Source organism: Bacteroides sp. (assembly GCF_030151085.1).
Classification (GTDB): Bacteria; Bacteroidota; Bacteroidia; order Bacteroidales; family Bacteroidaceae; genus Bacteroides.
In genome coordinates, this window is the sequence record NZ_JASLER010000003.1 from 1 (window position 1) to 23091 (window position 23091).

Below are 23091 nucleotides of genomic sequence, written 5' to 3' on the forward strand. Positions count from 1 at the left end.
GATCTTATCATATCCTACACGAATGCTTCCCGTAGAAGTAAACTTAATGGCATTGTTCACAAAATTAGCAATCACCTGATTCAGACGATTACGGTCACTCAATATCTGGCATTCCGGCAAGTGACGGTCAAATATAATCTCGACACCCGGTTTTACTTTCATGCGCATAACACGAACAATGTCTTCACACAAAAGATTAACATCCAGTTCCCTCTCTACAAAATCGAACGTACCGGCTTCTATCTTCGCCAAATCCAGAATATCAGAAATCAATTGCAATAACAGTTCATTATTCTCTTCAACAATTGCCATATATCGCTTTCTCTCTTCAATCTCTTCGGTTTCACCCAGCAAACTGGAAAAGCCGACAATCGCATTCAGCGGTGTACGTATCTCATGGCTCATATTGGCAAGGAAAGCACTCTTCAACCGGTCGGCAGTCTCTGCTTTATCTTTGGCCTCAATCAACATGGCTTCAGTTTCTTTTAGCTCTGTAATATCATAATTGACGCCAATCATTTCAATCTGCCCTTTCTCCGGTGCATAGACGTTCACAGCCAAATTCGTACGTACCCAATTCCATTTATGCTTCTCTCCCGGACGGGCAATACGCATCTCACCTTTGAAATATTTGGCTTCACCGGTACGAGCTTTCTTGTAAAAGTCCAACATGCTTTTCCGGTCTTCCGGATGCATTTTCCCATAAATCCCTACTATATCCGCTAACGAAGCATTCTCGTCTTCGCCCATATTTTTAAACCACTGCTTAATAGCATATCCCTTACGGTCAACGATATTCAATTTAGCATAACCAATCTTTGCATATTCGGATATCAACAAAAAGAAGTTTTCGAAGTCACTGATACGACTTAGAGCATCTATACGTTCTGTATTATCAATATTAATCAATGCATATCCTGTAAAGCAACCGTTACTATCGTAAATCTTACTAAGCTTAGAATAAAGATTGATTACATTACTCTTGTTGGTATCATAATAACTCAGTGCCGTATCAAATGCATAATCCAATCTAAAATCAACAACATCATTCGCCTTTATCTGCTCAATGATATCAGAGGGTATATTAGGATTTTCAAAAAGATTGACCCCAAGCACATCAGCTTTATCCCGCACACCAAAAATTTCTATGTCTTTATTATTAAGATCTAACAGACAACCTTCTTTATCATAAATCTCTACCCCGGCGGGTATATTAGCAAATATATTTTTGAATAGTTTCTCACTACGATCCAATGCCTGATGAGTTTGTACGGAATCTGTTACATCGAGAAACAAAGCTACAACCTCATTCTTTTCAGGAGAATATATTACGACATGGCAATGTTTACCTGTTCTCTCAAAAGTCTCTTCCAACTCTTTAAACGTACCGGTGTCCAGAATGTCATTCAACAGTTGTATTTTGAAAGTCTGATCAGAATAAAGGCTTGATGCTTTCATCCCCAAGAAGCTAGAAAGAGGTGCTCCCGATAAATCTGTAAAAATTTCGTTAGCATCTGTTACACGATAATCGTATGGTCGTTCATTCTCGTCACAAATAACAGACAAACGAACATATCCCAAGGGCATAAAACGGAATAAATTACCGAGAAAGCTCCGTTCACGAATAGCATCATCTTTAATTTTGCGCAGTTCAATACAGATACTTATAATGTTTGCCAATGAGCTTAACCACTGATAATCTTCATTTGTCCACATCTTTGAGCGATCAACCAGGTCAACACCCAGATATCCCCATACTATATCATTGGCAATCAATGGGGTTACCATCAAAGATTTAATATTTTGCACGGCTAGTACCTCATATTCCGCATGTGCCGACTCCGGGATTTCTTTCAAAGTTTCCAGTATGATGGGTTTCTTGTCAAGGATTTGAGATGTCCACCACGGTAAATCATTCAGAGCCATTTTCTGCAAAGCCTCTTTCTCAGGATGTACACCCGGAGCTACTACTTCGTACGTACAATTCTGGTAAAGATAACCATCTTCATACTCGAAGATATAAACACGGCTTCCATGAAAAAAGTCAAGGATATCTTTCAATATTTCATAAACTCCGGAGTTTATTTCTTCATCCTTCAAAAAACGGAATAAAGATTGTGAGATTGAGTTTTGGCGATACATCAAATCGTTTATCCGGTGCATAATTTGCTTACCTTCTTCATTGTCAGGAGCATCTACGCGCTGTAATATTCCGAAGGTTTTTACCGATCCGTCAGCCCCCTCCTCCTTATATCCCATACGGGAGTGTATCCAAACGATTCCTTCCGAAATATAAACAGGAAAAGTTTGCTCATAAACATCCTGATATTCTATAGAAAGAAATTCACGAGTTATACGACTCCGGTAATCTTCACGAATCATTTGAGCAAAATCAGCAAAACTCAAAATTTGTCCCTCCATTTCGAACATCTCAGACACATAATCTGAGCACACAAACTGTCTTGTGGAAAAATCGGCTTCCCACCAACCTATGCGTCCAAGAATAGAAAGACGCTTAAAGCGCTCATTATCGTCAAGATGAGTAGCAGTCATATATTTCATATTTGTTTTAAGCTACAAAAATAAAGATAAAACTCTAATAAACAATAGCTCATATTATTTTTTCATTCAGCATTTCTATTCGCTAACAAGAAGTACCTCACTAAAAGAATTGTGTAATGAAAGCGTAATAAAATTGAAAATAAATTGTATGAGATATGTATTAAGCATGTAATGTCACAGCCCCATCTTTGCAACGGATTTAAGAAACGTATAAAAGATGAGTATGAAACTAGATTTAGGAAAGATTTTCTTCCTTATTTTACTATTGACACTCTCCACTATGGCCGCCATGGCGGGAACCATCAAAGGAACAGTCATTGACAAACAAACCAAAGAGCCGTTAACGGGAGCTACCGTACAAATATCCGGAACAACATCGGGCGCCGTAGCAGACATCGACGGTCATTATTCGCTTGATATAAAGAACGGTACTTATACACTGACAGTGAGATACATCGGCTACAAGGACATCATCCTAGATGCTACCAAAGTAAAAGGTGAAACACTCCTGAACTTCGAGATGGACAGTGATGCACAAGCTTTGGGTGAAGTCAGCGTGGTTGCCAAAAAGAATCTGGAAAGTGAGCGTGCCTTGCAGATGGAACGGCAGAAAGCCACTCTTTCCATTGAGAATCTCGGATCTAAGGAGATGGGAATCAAAGGTATCAGTAATGTAGAAGAAGGTGTAAAGAAGATTACGGGGATATCCATCGCCAGTGCAGGACAGCTTATTGTACGCGGACTTGGCGACCGATATAGCACCACCACACTGAACGGACTTCCCATCGCCTCACCCAATCCGGACAACAAACTGATCCCGCTTGACCTTTTCCCCTCAAGTACCGTACAAAACATTACTGTAAGCAAGGTATATGACGCCGGTGCCTTCGCCGATTACTCAGGTGCACACATTGACATCAACACGAAAGAAAATGTTACCAGCAACTTCTTCAATATCAGCCTCAACGTAGGAGGTAAATTCAATACTTTGGGTAAAGATCGTTATCAGATGGATCGAAGCGGTTCACTCTTTCAAACACCGTCTATGGACCAGGCGGCACTGAATATGAGTAAGACCGAGTTTAACGAATACGTAAAAACCAAAAATATATTCAACACCTCGTTTGCCGTAAGCAAGAAAACGTCTTTACCGGAAATGAGTGGTAACATTGGTTTCGGCAAGAACATCGGCATCGGCAACCAAACATTGAGCATGCTTGCTTCCATCAGCGCCGGTAACGGGCAACAGAACATGAACAACTCCTTCTATAAAACCCTGGAAGCAAATGGAAACGCATTAGATAACTTTAGCTACGACAGTTATTCGGATGAATTGAAATTAGCAGCATTGGGCTATCTAGGCTATACGCTACGCAAGCATGACCGAATCGGTTACACCTTCTTTTATGCCCGCAACGCCAGTGATACCTACCAGCGCCGGGAGGGAGAAGACTCTGAAGGCTATGAACTGACCGGAAGCAACAACGTCACCCATATCTATACGTTGCAAAACCATCAACTGAACGGGTTGCACAACTTCGGTGAAGACGAACAGTGGGAATTGACTTGGGGAGGTTCTTACGGCAAAACAGGTAGTGAAGAACCCGACCGCCGCCAAGTGATGTACATCAAGAACAGTCAGGGAGGTCTCAGCCTTTTCACCCTGAACCAACAAGAAACCGCACGCTACTTCGGCGAACTGAATGAAGAAGAATGGAATGCCAACCTTGGTTTGAAATGGAGATGGAATGAACAGAACTTCGTCAAAGTAGGCTTCAATTACAAGGACAAGAACCGGGACTATGCAGGTACACGCTTCTATTACGATGTGCGAAAGCTGAAACCTACCATTGACAACATTTACGACACAGACGGCTTTCTGAATCAAGAGAATATAGCCAACGGCAATATCACCGTGGGACGCTACATGTATCCCTACGAAACCTACAAAGCAGGTAATGACATCTATGCCGGTTATATAGTTACCGACTTCTACCCTATGGAATCCATGCTGGTGAACCTCGGCGTAAGATACGAGATCAGCAAACAGTGGGTGAAATATGCCACAGACGGAGGTGAAAAGTATTCCAAACGCCGTGATCTGGACAAAAACGACTTCTTTCCAACCTTAAACTTGAGATATGCGGTGAACGAAGAGAACAGCGTACGCTTCTCTGTTTCACGTACCATCACCCGCCCATCATTCATCGAAATGGCACCATTCCTATATCAGGAATCCTACGGTTCGGCACAGATACGTGGTAATGCCGATTTGCAGAATGGCTATAATCTAAACTTCGACCTGCGTTACGAGCTCTTCAAGAAGAACGGCGACATGCTCTCCGTTACCGGTTACTTCAAGTACCTGGACAAACCTATAGAACGTACACAGATGCTCAACGGTGGAAGCACGATACACTCTTTCAACAATGCAGATAACGGCATGGCAGGTGGTGTAGAGGTAGAAATCCGCAAGCAGTTGGTACGCGATCTGCGACTAGGCGCCAATGTCAGCTATATGTACACTAACGTAAAGTTGCCCGAAAGTGGTGCTTATACCAACAAAGAACGTTCTCTGCAAGGTGCATCGCCCATCCTCGTGAATGCAGACCTCACCTACTCCCCACGCTTCGGAGAAGAGCGTCAGTTGAACCTGGCATTGCTATACAACCTACAAGGCAGCCGCATTCATTCAGTAGGGATTTCCGGGCTTGGCGACGTGAAGCAACAAGCTGTACACACACTGAACTTCAACGCCGGTTACAACTTCAACAAGCATTTCAGCATGAAGCTACAAGTGAACGACCTGCTGAATCGTGCTATTATCTTCAATCAAGATGTACCCAAAACAGGACAAAATATAGAAGTGGAACGCTATAAACGAGGCACCAGCTTCGAGGTAGGCGCAAGCTACAACTTTTAAATAGATAGTTACAGTATTAATAACACTTAATTAATTCAATTAGTATGAAATCATTAAACTGGAAATTGTGTTCTCTGGCAATGTTAGCCGGAATGTCTTTCTTCACCGCATGCAGCGATGATAGCAATGGGGATGGAGAAAATAATGGTAATGAAGTAGAAAATGGCGCAACCCTGAAAGGCACAGTTACCTCGGACGTAACATTGAAAGCTGGTAATTCTTACAAACTAAGCGGTGAGTATATCGTAGAAAACGGTGCCACTCTGCATATCCAAGAAGGTGTGACAATCACCGCTATCGGCGATGACGACATTGTAGATTATATCCTTGTCAAACAAGGCGGTAAAATCAATGCTGTTGGTACCGCAGATAAGCCTATCGTAATGACCAGCGACGTGACTGAACCGGGTGCATGGGGTGGTATCCACATTTGCGGCAAGGCACAAACCAATGTCGGCTCCGGCATATCCGAAATCGGCGATGCTGCATACGGCGGTAAGGATGATGCCGACAACTCCGGTACACTGAAATATGTACGTGTGGAATATAGCGGTTACGCATTCAACCCGGAAAAAGAAGCCAATGGTATCACCTTCTATGGCGTAGGCAGCGGAACTACCGTAAATCATTGCGAAGCCTACAAAGGTTCTGATGATGGTTTCGAATTCTTCGGCGGTACGGTTAATATCAGCAACATGGTTGTAGTAAGCTGTAGTGACGACTCTTATGACTGGACAGAAGGTTGGAGAGGCACAGCTACAAACCTCGTAGCCTATCAGGAACCGCAAGCCACATTGGGTTATGACTGCGACTGCCTCATCGAAGCAGATAACTACGAAAATGACTTTGCCGCTACACCGATAGCTCACCCGACACTGAAGAACCTCATTCTCGTAGGCAACGGCTCTACAGAAAACAAACGTGGTATCCGTCTGCGTCGAGGCACTCAAGTCACCATAGACAACGCCAAAGTTTGCGGTAAGGGAAATGCCGTTACCCTGGAAAGTGAAGAGACCGAAAAAGCCCTGTTGGCAGGTACTTCCAAACTCTCTAATATGACGGTTGATTCCGCTTTGAAAAACGAAAAAGGTATCTATACCAACGATGCTTTTGTAGCTGCCGGAAACACCATTGACGCCAATCTGAAATACACCTCTTTTGCTGCTATTAAAGCCGAATGCGACTGGATGGCAGGCAACTGGGTGAAGTAAACACACACGCTACCCCCCACAGTCCATAGCTTAACCCGCTTCATATTACGACTGAGATAGCAAAAGACCCGGATGTTTTACCCCAAAAGATCCGGGTCTTTTTATGCAATAGTTCCCCATCTTTTAGAGTAAAAGATCCGGGTCTTTTACTCTAAAAGATGGGGATATTATGTCCTCTCAATATACGGATTAGAGGTACTAAGTCCTAATGAGAGATACAATAGATATAGGAGTTTAACCGGCTGGAATAAGAAACCTCCGGGAACAAGAAGCTATTGAGAATCGGAAACCGTTGAAAGCCGAAGACCTTCTCAGGAGAAAGCCCTTTGAAAATCCCTACCTGACGGAGACTGGAATACTTGCAAATCAAATTCCGGGATAATGGCAAGTACATGATCGAAGACATCGGCTTGTACTCCTTCATAAGGCACCCAATCCTTAATAGAACAGAAGAAATAAAGTTCCATCGGAATTCCGTGATCGGTGGGTTGCAGCTGACGCACCATGCAAGTAAGCTCCTGGTTTACATCGGGAAGGCTTTTCAGATAAGCAGTCAGATAGGCACGAAATACACCTAAATTGGTCTGGCGGCGGCCATTGACGAGAATGGAGTTATCAATGTGGTTCTCTTCGTTATACTCTTCAATAACCTGCTCCGTATGTTCCACATAGTCTCTCAGTAGACGGATTTTACGATACTTTGCCAACATCTCCGGAGTACAGAACTTAACACTGGTCATATCGATATTGATGGAACGCTTCACACGCCGTCCTCCACTTTCCTTCATACCACGCCAGTTCTGGAAAGAATCGCTGACAAGCAGATAAGGAGGAATGGTGGTAATCGTATTGTCCCAATTGCGCACTTTCACCGTATTCAAGGTCACCTCAATCACTGTTCCATCCGCACCATATTTAGGCATCGCAATCCAATCGCCCACCTTCAACATATCGTTAGCAGAAAGTTGCACGCCGGAAACAAATCCCATAATACTATCCTTGAATACCAACATCAAAATAGCTGCTGAAGCTCCCAAACCTGCCAGTAAAGAAACGGGTGACTTATTAATAAGAATGCTCACCACGATGATAGCCCCCACAAACCAAAGGGTAACCTGCACTGTTTGCAGCATACCTTTCAAAGGACGGTCGCGAAGTTGTTCCCTTTCACTATATACCGTATAAACAGCCTTCAGAAGAGAATTGATAAAACTAAGGAATGTAATAATAATATAGATCAGGCAAATGCGCTGCAAGAATGCTAAAGTCGCAGAATTTGTATCGGCAAAAGCCACAGGAATAAATATATAGATAATGATCGGTGCAACCATACGACTGACATGTACCATTACTCTATGGTCGAATACGATGTCATCCCAAGTAGCCTTTGTCTTCCTTACCAAATGTGCCACAGCCTTCAAAAGAATATGCCTGCATACTGCATCGGCCGCAAATGCAATAATCAAAACAATAGCAAAAGCAATATACTGATCGAGTGCTTTCGCTAAAGAAGGGATCATGCCCCAAGAAATAAGAAGCTCATCTATATCTCTCAATATATCCATAAACGATTATTTAGATAGGTTATTATTGCTCAGAGTTTCTCCCGCTCCAAGAACTCCTTTATATCTTCTTTCAACCACTGGTAAAGATAAAGGTTCTTGTAACCACTGTTTTTCTTTAACATTAAAGCGACATTGACCTGGCTATTCTCATAACCGGTAAACTCATTACGGAATTGTTCATTATGCTCTGCCAAGCGCTTTATCTCTTGTTCCCGTTCACGACGTAGAACCGTACATACAGGTATAAGGATTTTCAAAACTACACAATCCATAATGTGATGTCCTTGTATATACAGATAAGCAGTATCGGGAGTCAGCCCTAACTTTTGCAAATCTTCTTTCAAATGCTCCACATTTTCTATGTTCTGCGGAAAGCGGGTTTGCAATTCTGAGAGCTTTGCCGACACCGAGCGCTGCATCTCGTCCAGACACTTGTATGGATGACGGATATTTACATCCTGCAAACGTACGCAAGCATTGAAATCGTACATAGGGAAGGTATGGGTATCATGCTGGCGATAGAACCAAACATTCCATAAGAACAGTGGATAAGCAATCTGTGAATAACGCTTTAAGAATGCCGGGAAGTCCAGAATAAAACGGTCATTCAGCGTAGCTTGCACACAGACCTCACGAAGAGATTCAGCAAAACAGTGAAAATTCTCAATGGCATATCCGTATGTCTGGAATATATAAGGGTTGCGGTTTATCTTCCGGGATACGTTGGTAGCTCCTTGTAACAGGAAGTCATAATCACTATCGACACAAGCTATCAGGCTCCTTCCCAATTCTGTCGTGTTCAGCGTATTCATTAATACCATTTTTTTCCCTTTAGCCAACGAGGTAGCCGAAGGAAGCATAACCTGAAAATAACGTTCTTCGTTTTCAAACTCCGCCAACAACGTCCGCCAAAAAGCTACATCGTCATAACTCTCCACATAAGCCACAATACGTCTCTTAGCCTTCTTTGGCGAGAGCTTGTGTGCGGCATCCAGATAAGCCGAAGTCAGATTATTTTTTAAAGATATTGCCACGGAAAATAGTGATTAGTGGTTAGTGATTAGTGATTAGCGTGTGTTTCAGGATTACATGATTTGTATTGAAAGGAATCATCAATAAATCACTAATCACTAACCACTAATCACTGTACTGATTTCGCTTACTTCCGTCACCGCATCCAGCCAGCCTTCCATAATGACGGCAGGTGAGTGTGTAGTCAAGATAAGCTGAAGATTCGGATTGAGTTCGCGTATCATGCCTATAAGCTTCTGTTGCCATTCTATATGAAGTGAAGCTTCCGGTTCATCCATAAACAGAACACAATGGCCACCATCGCGCACCAAGACTGTCAGCAGTATGACAAGCATTTGCTTCTCACCGGAAGAAAGTTTATAAGGAGATAATTTCTCCCCATCCTGATAGAAAACAATGTCATTACTTTTACGATCTATCTTCTTACGGGTATAACTGAATAATTCATCAATCAAGTCCTGAAATGTCCGTTTCGGAGTAGAAAGAGAAGAAGCCTGTGAACGTTGTTCCTCAGTACCATTCAGCAATTCAATCATTTTATTGCCTATATTCACTTGATAATCCAGAAATCGGCGTTGAAGCAAATATATCTGCCAGTCCAGTTCCGATTTTACTTCCGGATCTGCCATGCGGGCTGTAAAGTCTCCCATAATAAGCGGACGGTCATAACTACGAATAACATCGTATGGAATATAAGTAGCCTGAGGGTTGTCGAAGAAGACATGCACACCATTCTTCTCGTCACTTTTTACTTCACCGGAAGTTTGTTCAAGATACCCTACCGAACGATTAAGAATGGTAGTCTTCCCCACTCCGTTAATACCCGAAAGAATGTTTACGTCGGGACGCAAATCCCAAGCTATATTGTACCGATGCCACAATCCGTGTATCTCAATACGTTTAATATAATCGGCCTGTACTTCCATGATTTCTTAGGTTTAATGGAAACAAATATAGAGTATTATCTCTGATTATGCACTCTTCTGAACATAAAATCGTCCCTAGCCCGGCAATTCTATGCAAAAACAGGCACCGCCTTGATAGGAGGTATCCAAATAAACAGAACCACCCAACCGGTTGACAATGAGGCGACATGAATAGAGTCCCAGTCCGGTGCCCGGCATAAAGTCATCCAGTTTGGTGAAACGGCCGAAGATATACCCAGCCTTATCTGCCGGAACCCCCACTCCCGTATCGGCTATGCTGATACGCACTTTGTCATCTATACGCTCCAAGCTCATACGGATGCTTCCGGCTTCGGTGAATTTGGCAGCATTGCCCAGAAGATGTTCCACAACGTATTTCAGATAGAGGACGTTCGTGTTTATCAGGCATTGTGTCAAGACACTATCAAACACACAGGTCAGTCCGCGTGCACTGGTTTTCTGCTTATATGCCTCAAAAAGTTCGATACAATCCGGCAGGATATCCACCTGCTCCATGGGAAACAGTTCCAATGAACTGCTTAAATCCGACACCTGTAAGATACTCTCGAACAAGTCCGTCAGCTGGCGGGAGTTTTTTTCTATGATGGCAGGGAATACCTTTTTCTCTTCCGTATCTATGTCTTCGTTCAGCAACAGGGCACTGAAACCACAGATGGAATTAAGCGGAGTACGTATCTCGTGAGACATAGACTGGAGGAACTCCGTCTTCATACGATCGCTAGCCTTGGCTCGTTCACTTTCTTCGGCCACTTTCTCGTTCGCCAAGAGCAAAGCCCGCTGGGCAGCTTTCAGCCTCCGCTTCAGCCAATATTGATAAAATCCCCACGCAAGGAAGACAAATGACAATACAAGAGCAGCCACTAAAGCGATACGATGATAATGTGCCTGGAGTTCAGCTTGTTCTATCTTCAGTTTATCTACCTCAAACAATGAGCGCATCTCTGCCAGTTTCTCATCAGTCTCTTCCATCCGAGTACGGTCCATAAGCGAGTTATATTCCCAGAAAGCGTTGAAACCCTCTTCGTAGTGCTGCTTCCAGCGCGTTATCAGTTCTATTTTCTTTGCCAGCAGTTCAGTCCGCCTGTTCATATCGGTCGAGTCGGTCTGTGCCAGCAATTCGTTAACACCTTGCAGTGCTAGGTCATACTGTTCCGTATAAGAGTAATAGGGCAAGACAGAAGACAAGAAATCCCTCCTGCTTTCTTCAGATTTCAGAGGCTGATAGTATTCTTTCATCCGAAGATAAATCTCGTCCGCCCTCTTTCTGCCGATAGCCTCTCCCAAGTAAAGTAATTCGCAATAGACACCTATACGCAACGATTCACGATCACGGATACGGAGGTAAGGCCTTCTCTTATAAAAAGGTCGTTCGAACTGGGTATCATAAAGCCGCTCCAGTTCATCCAAAGTCTTCACCGCTTTGGCACCGCCATCCGCCCGGTTCATAGTACGGTAAATGAACTCTAAGCGTGTCAGATAGTACCAATTGAATTTGTAAGAAACTCCAAAAGGAAGTTCGCTAACCAGCCGATGAATGTTTTCTAAATGTGTAATACGGTCTTCTGAACGAATAACTCCGGGCGAGAAATATTCCACGCATTCCATAGCCGAACAAAGAATCATCTCCCATCTCACCTCTTGCGGCTTATCCGAAAGATTAGTCTTATGTTGTTTGTAGCGGGAAATTTCACCATTTGCCTCATCGGGTTTATCAGCCTCATCCATCTTGCGGACAGACGGGTAGGCCTTGAGCCATGCCATACAGAAGTTCCGATAGTCTCCCTTCAGACATTCTTCTCCTATATGTTGATAATAACGTAAGGAATCAGGAGTGTCTTTATGAATGCGGCAAAGTATATCCAGTGTTTCAAAAATGTATTCCTGATCTTTCAACCGTAAAGCCCGATTCAAAACCTCGCGGATATAAGCAGACTGACTATTACTGTCGTCAGACAAATCATAAAGATCCACATAACATTCCATTTGCTGCCGTTCGTTGAGGATATTACTACGAAGAGAATCCAGTAGGCGGTTTTGGATTTGCTTGACGTCCAATTCCTGCGAATGGATATCTTGTATAGAGAATAAGAAAGCACATACTGCAATTGCGACTTTCACCAGTATCAGATAATTTTTCATATTCGGACAATTTATTGTTTTTGCCACTTTAGCCACAAAGATAGAAAATAAAAAAGAAGAACAGATGTTTCTTATCTCAGAAAATAGTTGTTCTTTTGCAGCCCAATAATACAAATTATGAACAAAAATATTCAAGGGCATATATATGCTCTGACCGCAAACATATTATGGGGATTAATGGCTCCTATTGGCAAATCGGCTTTGATGGAATTCTCTCCGTTGTCAGTAACAACCTTTCGTATGGTAGGAGCAGCAGCCTGTTTCTGGTTGCTATCCCTCTTCTTCAAGCGAGAGCAAGTCGATCATCGTGATATGCTGAAGATATTTTTTGCTTCTTTGTTTGCATTGGTTTTTAACCAAGGAGTTTATATCTTTGGACTCTCCTTAACCTCTCCTATAGATGCTTCTATTGTGACAACGACCTTACCCATCGTCACCATGATTGTTGCAGCTCTCTATTTGAAAGAACCCATTACAAACAAGAAAGTACTAGGCATTTTTGTTGGAGCCATGGGAGCACTGATACTTATCATAAGCAGTCAAAGTGCCAGTAGCGGCAACGGCAGTATCATCGGCGATCTTCTTTGTCTGGTAGCACAGATCAGTTTCTCTATCTACCTTACTGTATTCAAGGGACTATCGCAGAAGTACTCTCCCATCACCCTGAATAAATGGATGTTTATCTACGCCTCCATGTGTTATATCCCCTTCTCTTACCGTGATGTAGCAGCCATTGAGTGGAGTGGAATATCGTCAGCTGCATTCTTACAGGTCAGTTATGTAGTAATAGGAGGCAGTTTTCTTGCTTATATATTTATCATGACCGCTCAAAGACTGATGCGCCCCACCGTAGTGAGTATGTACAACTATATGCAACCCATTGTAGCCTCAACCGCTGCTATCATTTTGGGGATGGGGACGTTCAATCTGGAAAAAGGGATTGCCATTGCTTTAGTATTCCTCGGGGTATATATCGTGACTCAAAGTAAGTCACGTAAAGATTTCGAGCAAGAAGGGAAAAAGCTATAGTACTCCGGCACGCACCCGGCTCAAAGACTCCGGCGTCATTAACAGATAAGATGCAATATGATTGACTGATGCCCGTTTGGCAACTTGGGGATAATCTTTCAAGAAACGTGCATACCGTTCACGCGATGTTTCGAAGCGCCAAGAGTCTGCTTTATATTGAGATAGAATAAGTGAACCTTCCAGCAAGTGCCGATGAAAACGAGCAATATGTAAGTAACGCTCGGATAACTCAACTAAGCCTGCATACGATATAGCCCAAATCACTCCTTCCTCCAAAGATTCCAGTTGCAGGCAGTTCCGGTGTCCTGTAAACAGACTGACAATGCACATGGCACCATCTCCGTCGCACGCAAAATTCTCAGTAATATCACGTCCTTCCTTAAAATAAAACTGACGGAGCAATCCCTTTTCTACAAAAATAATATCTTTGGCTATATCTTTTTCACTGAGTAATAGTTCTCCTTTATGCACTTCATGGCGCACAAACAAACCGGCTATTAGTTCTAACTCCTCGGAAGGGAGTTCATGAAGGCGGCGGGTAAACCGCCGCGCTATTCCCATATTGTCTTCGTAAGTGTTAGTCATAGATATTAATGGTAGGATAAATTAAAGACTACTCATTACCCTTTCAGTTCTTCAAAATAGGTATCGAGTAGCTTCTTGGCAGCAACGAACGAAGTAAGATTGCCTTGCAGTACCTGTGACTCTTTATCAGCCAGCATGGACTCAATTTTGGCATTGTGATAAAAACTATCACGGAGCTGTTCGTTAATTGTCTCATACATCCAATATTTACTTTGTTCATTACGACGGAACTCAAAGTAACCATTCTCCTTTACAAAGTCAATATACTGATATACCATATCCCAAACCTCTTTTATGCCCAAGCCATAAAAACCTGAATAGGTAAGAACCTGAGGTGTCCATCCACTATCAGGAGCAGGGAAAAGATGTAAAGCATTACGGAACTGGGCAGCCGCTAACTTAGCACGGTCCAGATTGTCACCATCGGCTTTGTTGATAACAATGCCATCCGCCATCTCCATGATACCGCGTTTGATACCTTGCAGTTCGTCTCCGGTTCCAGCAAGTTGAATAAGCAAAAAGAAATCCACCATAGAGTGCACGGCTGTTTCACTTTGCCCTACCCCGACGGTTTCAACAAATATTTTATCAAAACCGGCAGCTTCACAAAGAACAATTGTCTCACGTGTCTTTCGAGCTACACCTCCCAATGAACCTGCTGAGGGGCTGGGACGAATAAACGAATCGGGATGCACAGAAAGTTTCTCCATACGCGTCTTGTCACCCAAGATACTGCCTTTACTGCGTTCGCTACTAGGGTCGATGGCAAGAACAGCCAGTTTTCCTGCATATTTCTCTAAAATATGCAGACCGAAGACATCAATAGAAGTACTCTTACCAGCCCCCGGCACACCACTGATGCCAATACGAACAGAGTTCCCCGAATAAGGCAAACATCTTTCTATCACTTCTTGCGCCACAGCTTGATGTTCCGGTTTCACGCTTTCCACCAATGTTACCGCTTGACTCAATATTGTAATATCGCCTTTTACAATGCCCTCTACAAATTCCGAAACAGTAAGCTGGCGTTTCTTTGCTTTCCGTTTCAGATAAGGATTCACAGATGACGGTTGCTCAATGCCTGCATTGACAACCAAGCCTTTGTATGCTTCATTATTTTCCGGATGTTCCATAATGCTCCATTATTAGTTATGAGTTGTTAGTTATAAGTTTTTTGTATACTACTACTCTATTAAGAATATAAACAAATAACTTATAACTAACAACTCATAACTTTTTATTGTTTTGCTTTAATATTAATCTCAACCTTCGGCTGCATCGGATCGTTAGTTATCATCAAGAAACGAAGATGACGACGCTTTTTACCGATATTTTTCTTTTCAACCGTTACACGTAGACGGGTACTTTCGCCCGGTTGCAACACACTCTTCTTCAAACTAACACCTACTGCCGGATGGAATACTTGCAGCTTGCTTATTTGCAAAGGAGAGAGACCGGTATTGGTTACAGTAATATCCTGGCGGGCTTTCGACTTCTTCGTCAGCACTGCACTCATATCAATATCCTTGGCAGACAGACTAACAGCAGGTGCATTCGCCTTTTCAGTAGCAGTCATACCTGAGAAATCCGGCAAAAGAATAGCGGAAACAGGAATTTCATTTTCTTCTCCTACCTTGTCACCTGCAAAACGGGCCAGATAAACAGAAGCTTGTGTAAGTCCAAAATCAGTCAGTTTTTCTGAGTTCAAAGTAAGAGTAATAACACCTCTTTCTCCTTTCTGCAAAACATCAGGCTTCACTTCCATTTCCAAATAAGGAGGCAGGTGCATCAAAACCGGCTCATAAGGACGATCTGAAAGATTTACTACACCAATATGGATAACGGGACGTTCACCGTGGTGTATATCCGGAAAATCAAGGCTGTTCTTATCAATACGTATCTGACCTATCAGATAAGGATGTGTCTTGGTAAAGTCTTTGATTTCCTGTACCACTTCACCGTTAAACTTCAAATAGACCAAATGAGGTTGAGCATTCGTATAGATTGCTACGGATTTCTGAAAGTGTCCCAATGCCTCCGCATCGAAAGTAACATTAACAGTACCTTTTGCTCCCGGAGCAATTGGTGTTTTAGTCCATTGGGCTATTGAGCACGCACAATCCGGCTCAACTTCAGTAAGTACCAAAGGTTGGTCACCTGTATTTGTAATGGTATATTGTGCCGTCACCGGATGTTTCCATTCTATCTGACCGAAACTATGCATTTCGGTATTAGAGGTAAAGCGCGGCTGTGCCACAGCTACCAATGCCACAGCAGCAAGTGCATATAAAGTAGTAAAGATACGTTTCATTTATTTTGTTTCTAAATTAGCTGCACAAAAATAGGAGTTTTCGTTGAGAGTACCTAAAATAAATAGTGATTAGTGTTTAGTGATAAGTGATTTGCTTATTCCTTCAAATCACTTATCACTAAACACTAATCACTATTTAAGTTTCTCTATTACTTTATAACTACAGTTCCGCCAGTCGAATGTGAAGCATATTCCGGAGCGTATGCACACTGTATGGTAGCCAGACCGGCTTCATACGTTCCACCACGAGCTATGCGATAACTATGTTCCAGCACATAGACACCCTTACCCAGATGATCGAAGAAGAAGTTGGTCGCAGCATCTTCGACTTCCACAAAATAGCCGAAACCATTATTCCATCGATAACCGGAAAGAGCTCCTACCGGTTCGAAGCAAGCGCCACGCTGATCTTTCAATTGAATGAAATCCATAGCACGATCCAAGCTGATGGTCAGGCGTGAAACGACTTTGTCACCAACGGACAATTGAGTAGCATCAGCAATTGGCTGCAAGGACTTCTTTCCATCGGCAGCAATACGTTCTATATACAACTTCTTTTCAATATTCAACTCACCACCTTGTTGTTTTACATCGGATATAGGTGAAAGGTATTGGGCATAAACAGCACCCCAAGCTATACCGGCATCTCGTTTCTCTACTGTTATGGATTTAGCTTTTAGTTCAGGACTGCCTTGTGTAAAGGTTTCCTTTATATATCCCAATCCGGGAACAGCAGTCTTTGCCGGTGAAAGAGTTTCCATTACTTTATTACCCAAAGTGATGCGTACATCTCCACGATTATCCAACAAATCACTACCTTGGCAAAGCAAAGCATATACAGCATCTGCCGTAGCTATCGGAGAATCCCAACTGGTGGTCTGCTTTTGTTTCAGCAACCAAAGTTTCATTTCTTCTACCAATGTTTCGTTTCCACCTGCCATAAGCAGTGCTTCCATTACTTCAACATGAGCAGGTATAGGCAACATTCCCCAAGCATACGGATTGGCATAGAAAGCAAAATGTGCACCCATTTCATTCGTTTGCACTAAGTGTTCCTTGATGGATGCTACAAACTCATTAGCTTGGCTTGTACGTCCGGCTTTCAACAGGATAATGGCAGACTGTGCCTTACATACCATCGTTCCATTCTCTAGATTACGACTTACCATAGAGAGAAAGTAGCGGTAGGCAGCTTCATTTGCAGCAGGTACCTTTTCGTTACCGAGGGCTACCAGATAAAGGTAATTCATGGTAGCATCGGAAATAGTGGTAATCTTTGCGCCGTCCTTTTCCGCCTTGCGAATCATACGGTATTCCTCCAATGCTTGCTTATGCAGAAAGTCAAAGGCTTTCTGTTTCATTGCAACTACTTCCGAAGGAAGTTGTTCTTTAGTCATTAAAGGAAGACGTACTAGTAATTCGGTGATATAACCGGTAATATATTGACTACCGGACATACCTTTATACCAACTCCATCCACCATCTTCGCCCTGTAGTTCTTTTAACTTGGTGAAAGCTGAAAGATTCCGGCCATTCATTTGATTGACGTCGAACAAAGTAGCAATACGTGCTTGTTGTTCCGCCTCGGTAGTAGCTTCCAGTAACCAAGGTGATTCATCGAGTAAGATATTCTTCACATCCTGATTATTCTCCAACTGGCTGAGGAAAGTATTTTTAGTTCCACCTGCCAGTTTCCAACTGTCAAATACTGCTTTGATGCTTGGCTGGCTATTGGCAATATAACCAGCCAAGCTATTGGCATAATAAGCTGTAGCCCATGATATAGCATTGTCTGTTGATGGCAAACTCAGTACCGGCAAAGCTTGCACAGCATACCAAGCAGGATTTCCGGTAAACTCTACCGTCAAACGACGTTCGGTTGCTGTACGGGCATTATGATTGAATAGGCTATCCAATGAGAATGTACGGGTTTCTTCACCACGAATAGGCATGGCAAGCGTTTCGGTAATAAAGTCTTTATTGCTTAATATAGGCAAAAGATGTTGTTCGCCATCACTGAACGTACCACCATCCGCTACCATGCGTACACCAAGCAGATCATACCGGTCGGTCGTTTCAAAATGGAAGTTAACGGCCGTTGTTCTTCCAGCTTCTACAGAGAATTTCTGACGCTGGGAAGAAATAATCTTCTCCGTCATGGGGTCAAAAAGCGTGAATGTAGCCGTTCCCTTTACTGCCTTGCCCGACAAATTAGAAATAGTAGCGGCAATTTGGGTCTCGTCACCTACACGGACAAAGCGAGGCATATTTGGGGTTAGCATAAATTCCTTAGCAGTGACGGCTGTTGCATCGAGCATTCCCGTCATCATGTTCTTAGTATGCGAGTAACCACAGAAGTTCCACCGAGTCAGACTCTGAGGCATGGTGAAGGAGAAAGCAACTTCTCCCAACTCGTTTGTACGAAGTTGCGGATAGAAGAAGGCTGTTTCTGCAAAGTTAGTGCGAAGACCGGGAACTGACTGCAAAGTTTCTCTACCAACAGGAATCTTTTCCGATTCAAAAACAACGTCAGTTACCAAATTATCCTCAGCTTCTTCTTGAACGGCTCCCGCTTTAGCAGCCATATTTGCTGCTCCTCGTATTTTCAGTCCGCCAGTAGTCGATTTAGTATCACTTCTATAACTCATTACAGTAGCCTCTATACGGGTACCATCCTCTACAATCTGGGACAAATTTTCTACTTTACCATAAGGAGAATAGAAATAATCATACCTCCACTTCGGTACTCTCCAAGCTTTTAACGGGAAGTAGATTGAGAAATAGCTATTATTAAAATAACTCGCATTACGGTAAACACTATAAAGATTATCCGGATAGAATACTCGCAATAGCTGATTACGCTTAAAAATCTTGTCTAACGAGGCGTCATACATGGTTGCCAACATTTCAGCAGCTGCAGGCATGCCTTGCGGAGTCTTTATAACAAGTTTCCATTCTTCTTCCTGTCCGGGATGCAAACGGTCACGGAATACTTCCCACTTCATATCAAGAGTGCGTTCCGGTTGCCGTTTTTTCAGATAGATTTGTTGGCTATACATTTCCCCACCTTTTACAAAGTTGAAAAGTATAGATACTCCATTGCCATACGATTCTTTATAAGGGTACTCCATACGGATAATCGTATCATTCAATTGAAGCGCACGACTCTCAATACGTTTCTGATCACAGAAAACATCCATAAGTACGTAAGCATCTTTATAAGAAGTTCCTAAAAGGAAAGCAGCAGGATGTTGTGCATCGAACTCTTCATTTTCTTTATAATAGAAGAAATTTGTAAATGCAGCCGGACGTGTATCTTTCTTTGAGAAAAGTAAGAAACGATTGCTTGAATACTCTCCGCTATTCTCCTCACGACCCAAACTATCACGAACAGAAAGTTCTAAACTATAGTTTCCTGAAGGCAGTTTGCTCCATGCAGAGAAGTCTTGGCGCTGATTAGCAATAAAGTCTCCCTCAAGTACTACTTGCTTCGGTTCTTTTTTAGAATTCTCAATCATATCCGCAAACGAATATAGTTTGTAAGTGCCTTTAATATTCTGAGGAATACTCATTATATTATCCACACCAAAAGTAAAGAACATGCTATCTTCTTTGCATATATATTGAGGTAAATTGACATTGAACGAATAGGCTTTAGATCCTGCCAGCAGATTATAGGATGCTGTTTGTGTTTCACCAGCTTCGTCCGTCACAACGGCTTCTACACTATACGTATAGACATTCCCAAATCTGCCTTCATTCTCAATAGGTGCATCCAAGGTCAAAGGAATGGCAAAATCACCGTTGGCATTCAGTTGTATGGTATCGGCAAGCAATGGCTTCTCCGAACCACTCCAATAACTCAGTCTAGGATTACGGCGATTCACGGTATAAGCCAGCGGTACATCTTGTACCATCATTCCATTGAAAGCTTTAACGTTTCCTTTCAATAGGACTTTGTCACCTAGCCGATACGCTTCCGAAACCGGCGTAAAGGTTATTTCGAAAGTAGGTCGTTTATATTCTTCCACTCTAAAAGAAACGGTAGATCGGGGATCGTTAGTCTGCACACTGAACATACCATTGAGACAAGCCGCCGGGAGCACAAACTCTGTGGTGAAGGAACCAAAATCATTTGTCCGTACTTTCTTAGTAGCAAGTACTTTACGATTAGTATCTAATAGTACAACTTCATAATTAATGCCTTCCAGTACATGAGCACTGTCATTATTCTGTTTATAGGCTATACCTTTTATATAAACAGTTTGTCCCGGACGATAAAGAGAGCGGTCGGTCAGCAAAGCTATTGTCTTCCAGTCAACCTCTTTATTATCGTTATTTGGACGGTTCATATAAACAGACTGCGGCATCATCGCAGTATCCTTACCCTTACTTGCTACATAACTACTGATCCCCTTCTGCCAAGGTAGCACAGCTTTTCCACCTGCATCAGTAACAAGTTCTGCCAAAAGTTTTCGATTCTCTTCATTGTAAGAAGAATAGAAACTCACTTTTGCATCGGCAATCGGCTGTCCACTAGAAGCATCCAAGGTAGTAACTTCCATGCGTCCGTCTCCCAGATTCAGTGTCAGCACTTTGAAACGGGTAGATACCAAGAATTTATCTTCAGTAGGGGTTGTACCGACGTCCGGCACAATCTGAAGAATATATACACCTGTTTCCTGAGGTATTTTAAACTTAAATACAGTATCCGTAGAAAGGTAAGGCACGTCCTCGGTCAACTTACCTTTGCCCGGTAACGGTTGTAAATCATAATGCGTGGAAGATAGTTTCCTTGCATATTTCTTGTAAGTATCTTTATTGATACCATGATCCATATAAGGTACTTTGTTCAAAGTAGTGGCATACAAGTTCAAGGTAAACCCGGATAAATTACTGAAATTAATATTCATATTTACCGAATCACCAGGATAAGCACTCTCACGGGTAGTTACAACAAGTTCCGGTTGTAATATTTGCTCTCGGATATTCTTCAGTTCATTAATGCGTTTGTAGGATGGATAACGCTTTAACCCTTCATCACAAACCTTCAGCGCCTCGGCAACGCTACGCCCTTCTCCATCCGTACGCAGCCAGATTGCTTTTTTAATATACACCTCTGCACATACTTCACGATTGCCATATTCTTGAATCAAGTCATTCAGTGCCTGGATATGTGCTTTATCTATTTGTTCTTTCCGAATACGATAAGTTTGATAAGGTTCATTACCAGTACCATTCGTCACTTTCCAATCCCAATAGTCCAGCGAGCAGAGCAAAACGGCATCTTCCGAACTTGCACGATGACGGTAGGCATTTATCATATTCTCATAAATCGTATTTATGCGTGCACATATCAAAGTATCTACATTAAAACCACTTAAATCATTGTAAGTAGAGATGGCACGACTTGCCAGCAAATGATACATATCGTGCTTGTAGAAACGACTTCCATCCTCAAGGATAATAAAAGGGATGAATTTCTCGGCAGAAGTTTCGAGTAATACAGGCGAGTCTTGTAAAGACGCATTATTATGTTCGTCTATCTTGCTCACAAACTGATTGGTACTCCACTCACGAACATCGCCGGGAGCCTCATCGACATCCAGTAAAGTTCTCGGAAGCAGAGCACGACGATTATTCTGCATCAAATCGGCATACTCGCGCGCCAACAAAGAGTGTAAAATAGCTTTGTTAACCGGATTTTTCTCCGTTAGCACCCAACGTTCCATATTCCTGAGATTGGAATAAATACTGTCTGGAGTCAGACTCTGCTGATAGGTTTCCTTACACAGATAAGCCTTCAACATTTGTGGAGCATTTTGCTCCCGTTCGCTTTTCCGATAAATTTCATCGGTTAGCTTTATTACAGTTTGTGGCAGACTCTGCTTCTGAGCCAGTTCTACTTGTTTCCACAACTTATCATACGATTGTGCATGCACTGCCGACAATCCAAAAACAGTCAGCAACAGCAGCAAATTACAAAATCTTTGAATTTTATTCATGATTATTCGTTTCTTAGTCTTTGTATTAATAACAAAGAAAACGAATAATGTTTAAACAATCGCAGTTTTGGGCAAAAAAAATAGAGGATTATGCTTTGAAAGCATATCCTCTATTCTAAAATTAAGTTAGTGTGCTCACATTTGGAGACTATAGTATTTCATTGCCTCCATCCAGTTCTTACCCGCTTTGGTAAGAATCGTTTTAAACGAATTCACAATCTTCTTTTTCATAACCTTAAAAATTAAACTAATACCTTGTGTACTTTACTTCTTCAGGGTATAACCCATTGATAATGCTTCATTCCTACCTACCTCAGCAAGAATGCTTCTCAAAGTCTTCATTATCTTCTTCTTCATAACCTTAAAAAAATTAAACTAATACCTGAAAATCAAAATTCAATACTTAACTAAACGGGGATGCATGCTTAGAGCATTACATAACCCCAAATGTTCTTATCGGCTCCACCGATGTGACTAAATAAATTCTTTAACATTTTCATTTTGTTATCCTCCTAAAATCAATTTTGTTATCCTTAAAATCCAATCTTTTATCTTATCATTCCTATGTTTTACAACACAAAATTAGAGCCTTTGTTCAGAAACGCAAGCATAAACCCAAGGAAAACATGTTTTAAAACACATTTTCTTGACTTAGGTCAATTAGTATCCATTTATTGCAATGTTTTTGACATACTATGGCGGGATAGCGGGGTCTTTTCGGTAGACAAAAGGCAAGCTGTCATAAACAAAATAGGCAGGATACCCTAAAGCATCCTGCCTAT

12 protein-coding genes are annotated in these 23091 nt (G+C 42.2%); 3 read left to right on the forward strand and 9 right to left on the reverse strand.

What is annotated here, in order from left to right; all coding sequences use genetic code 11:
• Positions 1-2562, reverse strand: a 2562-nt coding sequence (locus tag Q1W14_RS00755) for a histidine kinase dimerization/phospho-acceptor domain-containing protein (RefSeq protein WP_300698282.1), incomplete at its 3' end; no start/stop codon positions are given.
• A 217-nt stretch (positions 2563-2779) separates the two neighbouring features.
• On the opposite strand from Q1W14_RS00755, the gene Q1W14_RS00760 reads away from it, so the two are divergent.
• Together Q1W14_RS00760 and Q1W14_RS00765 are read left to right on the forward strand one after the other, a co-directional pair.
• Complete coding sequence (locus Q1W14_RS00760; protein WP_300698284.1) at positions 2780-5485, forward strand: TonB-dependent receptor; 2706 nt, start codon at positions 2780-2782, stop codon at positions 5483-5485.
• A 44-nt stretch (positions 5486-5529) separates the two neighbouring features.
• Positions 5530-6696: a hypothetical protein gene (locus tag Q1W14_RS00765; protein ID WP_300698286.1), complete on the forward strand. Its 1167-nt coding sequence runs from the start codon at positions 5530-5532 to the stop codon at positions 6694-6696.
• Between the two features lie 311 nt (positions 6697-7007).
• Here Q1W14_RS00765 and Q1W14_RS00770 read toward each other — a convergent pair whose 3' ends face one another.
• From Q1W14_RS00770 to Q1W14_RS00785, 4 genes are all read right to left on the reverse strand, one after another.
• Positions 7008-8261, reverse strand: a complete 1254-nt coding sequence (locus Q1W14_RS00770) for a mechanosensitive ion channel domain-containing protein (RefSeq protein ID WP_300698288.1) — start codon at positions 8259-8261, stop codon at positions 7008-7010.
• A gap of 29 nt (positions 8262-8290) precedes the next feature.
• Entirely contained in the window at positions 8291-9295 is a 1005-nt protein-coding gene (locus Q1W14_RS00775) for a DUF4435 domain-containing protein (protein WP_300698289.1), read from the reverse strand.
• Positions 9296-9391: 96 nt separating this feature from the next.
• Entirely contained in the window at positions 9392-10219 is an 828-nt protein-coding gene (locus Q1W14_RS00780; RefSeq protein WP_300698290.1) for an AAA family ATPase, read from the reverse strand.
• Between the two features lie 75 nt (positions 10220-10294).
• Positions 10295-12379 carry a HAMP domain-containing sensor histidine kinase gene (locus Q1W14_RS00785; protein WP_300698292.1) on the reverse strand — a complete coding sequence of 695 codons (2085 nt, stop codon included), beginning with the start codon at positions 12377-12379 and terminating at the stop codon, positions 10295-10297.
• A gap of 117 nt (positions 12380-12496) precedes the next feature.
• Here Q1W14_RS00785 and Q1W14_RS00790 point away from each other — a divergent pair, with 117 nt between their 5' ends.
• Entirely contained in the window at positions 12497-13408 is a 912-nt protein-coding gene (locus Q1W14_RS00790) for a DMT family transporter (protein ID WP_300698294.1), read from the forward strand.
• On the opposite strand, the gene Q1W14_RS00795 is transcribed toward Q1W14_RS00790, so the two are convergent.
• From Q1W14_RS00795 to Q1W14_RS00810, 4 genes are all read right to left on the reverse strand, one after another.
• On the reverse strand, positions 13403-13993 hold the full coding sequence (locus Q1W14_RS00795) for a Crp/Fnr family transcriptional regulator (RefSeq protein ID WP_300698296.1): 591 nt from the start codon (positions 13991-13993) through the stop codon (positions 13403-13405). The genes Q1W14_RS00790 and Q1W14_RS00795 overlap by 6 nt on opposite strands.
• A 35-nt stretch (positions 13994-14028) precedes the next feature.
• Entirely contained in the window at positions 14029-15126 is a 1098-nt protein-coding gene (meaB, locus tag Q1W14_RS00800) for a methylmalonyl Co-A mutase-associated GTPase MeaB (RefSeq protein WP_300698298.1), read from the reverse strand.
• A 104-nt stretch (positions 15127-15230) separates the two neighbouring features.
• Complete coding sequence (locus Q1W14_RS00805; RefSeq protein WP_300698300.1) at positions 15231-16304, reverse strand: DUF1573 domain-containing protein; 1074 nt, start codon at positions 16302-16304, stop codon at positions 15231-15233.
• Positions 16305-16453: 149 nt separating this feature from the next.
• Positions 16454-22309, reverse strand: coding sequence for an alpha-2-macroglobulin family protein (locus tag Q1W14_RS00810; RefSeq protein WP_300698302.1), 5856 nt, complete (start codon positions 22307-22309; stop codon positions 16454-16456).
• Between the last annotated feature and the right edge of the window lie 782 nt (positions 22310-23091).